The sequence below is a fragment of the Shimia sp. genome, assembly GCF_041624275.1.
GTDB lineage: Bacteria > Pseudomonadota > Alphaproteobacteria > Rhodobacterales > Rhodobacteraceae > Shimia.
Genome location: NZ_JBFJVE010000210.1, coordinates 1 through 4,912, shown reverse-complemented (window position 1 = coordinate 4,912; position 4,912 = coordinate 1). Strand labels below are relative to the sequence as shown.

The following is a 4,912-nucleotide window of genomic DNA, read 5'->3' as shown; positions in this document are numbered from 1 at the left end:
GCTTCAGGTTGATGCCGAGGCTGCGGTAGAATTCGAAGATCTCGGGGCCGATGGCCTCACCGGCGGTATAGCCGACGCGCACCCGGCCAAAGCCCAGCGTGTCTTTCAGCGGACCATAGACCAGCACGTTGCCCATGCGGTACTTGAAATAGTCGCGCAGGCTGCCGCGGTAGAGGTTCAGGCCCAGCGGATCCTTGGCCTTGAAATGATCGCGGGCCTTCTTGCCATAGCGCAGCTTGTAGAAGAACAGGCGGACCATGTTTTCAAGAATGGCTTCGACGGCGAAGCCGATCCCCATGCCATAGCGCCAGGCGTTCTTGAACCGGCGCTTGAGGTCCGGCTTGGCCAGGCTGCGCTTGGGCATGCCGTATTTCTCGCCGGCGGTCTTGGCGAAATCCATGAAGTGATGGAACAGCGCGTATTTCAGGTCGCCGCTGTCTTCCATGCGGATCATGACATTGGTCAGCTGGGTCTCGAAGATGCGCGGCGGGGCGAAATAATAGGTCGGCCCGATCTCGCGCAGGTCGGTCATCATCGTCTCCGGGCTTTCCGGACAGTTGACGCAGAAGCCGCACCAATAGGCCTGACCGATCGAGAAGATGAAGTCACCGACCCAGGCCATCGGCAGATAGGACAGGATCTCTTCGTCGGCGCCCAGCCCGTCGAACTCGGACGAATTCTTCGCCGATTCGATGACGTTGCGGTTCGACAGAACGACGCCCTTGGGCTTGCCGGTGGTGCCCGAGGTATAGAGCATCACGCAGGTGCTGTCATAGGTCAGCTTCTCGCGACGCGCCGCAAGCTCGTTGATGAACTCGTCATAGGCGGCGCGGCCCTGATCCTGGACGCGGCTGTATTCGTGCAGCGCCCGGTGGTCATATTTGCGCAGACCGCGCGGATCGATATAGATCATGTGCTCGAACTGATGCAGGTGCTCCTGAATCTCGATGATCTTGTCGACCTGCTCCTGGTCCTCGACGATCGCGAAACGCGCGCCGCAGTGACCGAGGATATATTCCATCTCTTCGGCGGCGCTGTCGTTGTAGACCGGCACCGGCACCGCGCCGACCGACTGCGCGGCGACCATGGCGAAGTAGAAATAGGGGCGATTGCGTCCGATGATGGCGATGAAATCGCCCTCGTTCACACCGAGGTTGATCAACCCGAGAGCCAGAGCTTCGACCTCTTTCTCGGTATCAGCCCAGGTCCAGGACTGCCAGATGCCGAACTCCTTCTCCCGATACGCGGCTTTTTCCGCGTACAGGACGGCGTTCCGCTGCAAAAGCGCCGGTACGGACGCCAGTCCGCCGGTCGCTTGTGACGACTGTGCCAAATTATCTTCCTCCCATAAGACCGCCCAGCAAGCTGACTCGCCACGGCGATTCCTCCTGCTGTCAAAGGTGCCGGAATTACACTGGGCGTCAACTTTTTCCTGAACATTTCCTAATCCTTACGAATTGTAACAGGCCTCAATTCAGTCTTTCCGAGGCTTGAAACCGGTGTTAGCCATGAGGTGAAAGGATCCTTGATGGAGCCCAATTCCGCCACTGCCCGGGCCATGACGACGGCCGGACTGAACCTTATCCAGCAGGCCCTGTCGATCTATGACAGCGACCTGCGCCTGGTGGTGGCCAACACCCGGTTCCGCGAGTTGTTCTCGATCCCGGATAGGTTGATGCAGCCCGGCGCGCCCTTTTCCGAAACCATCCGCTTCCTTGTCGACAAGGGCGAATACGGCCCGATCCCCGAAGAGGAAATCGCCCCCTTCATCCAGGAACGGGTCGAGCGGGCCCTCGCCTTCGAACCGCATTATTTCGAACGCCAGCGCGCCGACGGGCGCTGGGTCAGCGTCGAGGGATCGCCGCTGCCGGGGGGCGGCTGGGTGGCGGTCTATACCGACATCACCCGCGCCAAGCGCCAGGAAGACCTGCTGCGCGGACGCTCCGAGGAACTCTCCGACCAGCTGCTGCAATATGCCGCCGATCTTTCGACCACCAACCGCGAGCTGGAAAGCACGGTGAAGGCGCTGGAGGAAACCAAGCGCCAGCTGATCCAGAGCGAATCGCGGATGCGGCTGACGGCCGAGATGATGCCCGCCCATATCGCCCATGTCGGGCCGGACCGGCATTATACCTATTCCAACCGCCGGCTGTCCTCGGTGATGCCCGGTCGCGAATCGAACATCGTCGGCGAACATATCCGCGACGCGCTGGGGGATGCCGCCTATGAGGCGATCAAGCCGCATCTGGAAAGCGGCTTCAAGGGCCGGCCCTCGGTGTTCGAATTCACCGATCTGCTGAGCACCCGGCGCATCCGCGTCGCCTTTACCCCCGACAGCGAGACCGGGGCGCGCCGGGGCGTCTATATCCTGTCGATGGACATCACCGAAGAGACCCAGACACGCGTCGCGCTGCAACACACCCGGCGGCGCGAGATCGCCGCCCAGATGACCAGCGGCCTGGCGCATGATTTCTCGAACCTTCTGACCATCATCCTCGGCATGCAGGGCAAGCTGCAAAAGCTCGACCTGAGCCCCGAGGCCACCGAACTGGTCGAGGCGACACTGGCCGCGACCCGTCGCGGCGGCACCCTGCTGAGCCATATCGCCGACATGACCGGGCATCGCGCCCCGAGGATGCTGGCCACGGACATGACCGGGTTTCTGGCCGAACTGCGGACCCTGGCCACCCCGACCCTGACCGAAGAGATCACGCTGACCATCGACAATGCGATCGGCGATACCCCGGTTCTGGTCGATGCCGGCATGCTGCAGGATTCGCTGGTCAACCTGATCCTCAACGCCCGCGATGCCTGCGGCGGCAGCGGCGCGGTGCATATCGACGCGCGGGTGGTCAAGAACACATGGTTGCAGCTCAAGGTCTGCGACACCGGCACCGGCTTCTCGGACGAGGCGCTGAAACATGCGCTTGATCCCTTCTTCACCACCAAGGGCAGCGAAGGCTCGGGGCTGGGGCTGGCCATGGTCTATGACCTGACCAAGCTTGCCGGGGGCGAGGTGCGGCTGGAAAACACCGACACCGGCGGCTGCGTCACCCTGCGCCTGCCCTTCCGTCAGGCCCGGCGGCATGACGCGACCGGGCTGGCGCTGCTGGTCGAAGACAACCCCGACCTGCGCGGCCTGATCCGCGACATGCTGATCGACATGGGCCATTCGGTGATCGAGGCCGCCAGCGTCGAAGAGGCGCGCACCCTCCTGTCGCAGGTGCCGGACATCTCGCTGGTGCTCTCCGACATCTCGCTCGAGGGCGAGGCCTCGGGGGTCGACCTGATCCGCGAACTGGCCTCGGGGCCGCTGCCCTATTACCTGATGACCTCGCTGCCGCCCTCCGATCCGCTGTATGTCGAGGGCGCCGCGCGGGCGCCGGTGCTGCCGAAACCCTTTGACGCCGAGCAGCTCTCGGCCTTTCTGCAAGCGAGGTGACGCCATGACCGCCCCCCTGGTGACCATCCTGGACGACGAACCGGAAATCCGCTCGATGCTGGCCGACGCGCTCGAGGATGCGGGCTTTCGCACCATGGGCTTCGGCCGCGCCACCGAATTCGAGGCGGCGCTGAAATCGACCACCCCCGATGTCTGCCTGGTGGATCTCGGCCTGCCCGACAAGGACGGGCTGACGCTGGTGCACCGCCTGGCGCTGGAACAGGGCGCGGCGGTGATCATCATCTCGGGGCGCGCCCAGGTGCAGGACCGTGTCACCGGGCTCGAACTGGGCGCCGATGACTACATCATCAAACCCTTCGATCCGGCCGAGGTGGTGGCCCGGGTGCGCGCTCGGCTGCGCAAGGAACGCCCCGCCGCCCAGAGCGCGGGCAACACCGCGCGCTTCAACGGCTGGACCGCCTATTTCGACCGCTACGTCCTCGAGGACGAGGCCGGCGAAGAGACCACCTTCAGCCATGCCGAGGGCGAAGTGCTGCGGCTGTTCCTCGACAGTCCCAAACGGCTGATCAGCCGCGCCCATATGCAGGAAACCCTCGGCGGGGCGGCCGGCGAAAGCTTTGACCGGGCGATGGATGTGCGGATCTCACGGCTGCGCACGAAACTTCGGGAAGATCCGAAAAACCCCCGCCTTATCAAGACCATATACGGCGCCGGCTATATCTTTCTCGGGGATGTGATCTGGCAGTGAGCCCCCGGATCCACACCCAACATCTGGCCGCGCCCGGGTATTTACATACAATATATAGGTAATCACCACATTTTGTGCTATTCTCCTGCAACTGGGAGGGCAAGAAATGAATTCTCTCGAGCAGTACACGGCACTCAGCGCGGTCTGGATCGGGCTTGCCTGGGTGCCGTACATCATCGACCGGGCAATGGTGCGCGGGCTGATGGGGGCGCTGGCCAATTACGACCCCGATGCAACCCCGCAGTCACCTTGGGCCCAGCGGGCGATGCGCGCCCATCAGGTGGCACTCGAGGCCTTCGTGGCCTTCGCCCCGCTGGCCGTTATCGCCATGCTGAAGATCCCGGAAGATCCCTATCCCGGCCTGCTGGCCAAGGGGTTCTTCTTCGCCATTCTGGCTCATTACTTCATTTATGCGCTCGGCATTACGGTGCTGAGAACCCTGGCTTTCACGCTGGCGGCGCTGTCGACCCTTGCACTGGGGCTGCGGCTGCTCGGCGTAATCTGACACTCTCCCGGACGGGTTCACTCCCGCTGCCCCCGCAGACCAGTTTGGCTGTGGGGGCCTTTTTTCGGACGTCCATCCACCCAGGCACCTTCCGGGCTACCGCCTTGTTGCACAAGGATTCTTTCTGCCCTAAAATGGTCACATGGCCATCTGCATCCTCTATCTCCGCTGCCGAAAGAAACGCCCGCGCTATTACCGCGTCGAGATCGCCTATAACCTCTTCAACGAGATTTCGGTGCTGCGCGAATGGGGCGTG

At 62.9% G+C, this 4,912-nt stretch carries 4 protein-coding genes; 3 read left to right on the top strand and 1 reads right to left on the bottom strand.

Annotation, left to right across the window (positions count from 1 at the left end; translation table 11 throughout):
* Positions 1-1,333, bottom strand: a 1,333-nt coding sequence (locus tag ABZD10_RS13690) for an AMP-binding protein (RefSeq protein ID WP_372887294.1), incomplete at its 3' end; no start/stop codon positions are given.
* A gap of 195 nt (positions 1,334-1,528) precedes the next feature.
* On the opposite strand from ABZD10_RS13690, the gene ABZD10_RS13685 reads away from it, so the two are divergent.
* The 3 genes from ABZD10_RS13685 to ABZD10_RS13675 all read left to right on the top strand — a co-directional run bounded on the left by ABZD10_RS13685 (position 1,529) and on the right by ABZD10_RS13675 (position 4,656).
* Entirely contained in the window at positions 1,529-3,442 is a 1,914-nt protein-coding gene (locus tag ABZD10_RS13685) for a PAS-domain containing protein (protein ID WP_372887293.1), read from the top strand.
* Between the two features lie 4 nt (positions 3,443-3,446).
* On the top strand, positions 3,447-4,151 hold the full coding sequence (locus ABZD10_RS13680; protein WP_372887291.1) for a response regulator transcription factor: 705 nt from the start codon (positions 3,447-3,449) through the stop codon (positions 4,149-4,151).
* A 106-nt stretch (positions 4,152-4,257) separates the two neighbouring features.
* Entirely contained in the window at positions 4,258-4,656 is a 399-nt protein-coding gene (locus ABZD10_RS13675) for an MAPEG family protein (RefSeq protein WP_372887290.1), read from the top strand.
* Positions 4,657-4,912 lie beyond the last annotated feature (256 nt).

Excerpts from the sequence above, each read along its gene's own strand:
- ABZD10_RS13685 (WP_372887293.1), top strand. The coding sequence starts at position 1,529 with ATGGAGCCCAATTCCGCCACTGCCCGGGCCATGACGACGGCCGGACTG.
- ABZD10_RS13680 (WP_372887291.1), top strand. The coding sequence starts at position 3,447 with ATGACCGCCCCCCTGGTGACCATCCTGGACGACGAACCGGAAATCCGC.
- ABZD10_RS13675 (WP_372887290.1), top strand. The coding sequence starts at position 4,258 with ATGAATTCTCTCGAGCAGTACACGGCACTCAGCGCGGTCTGGATCGGG.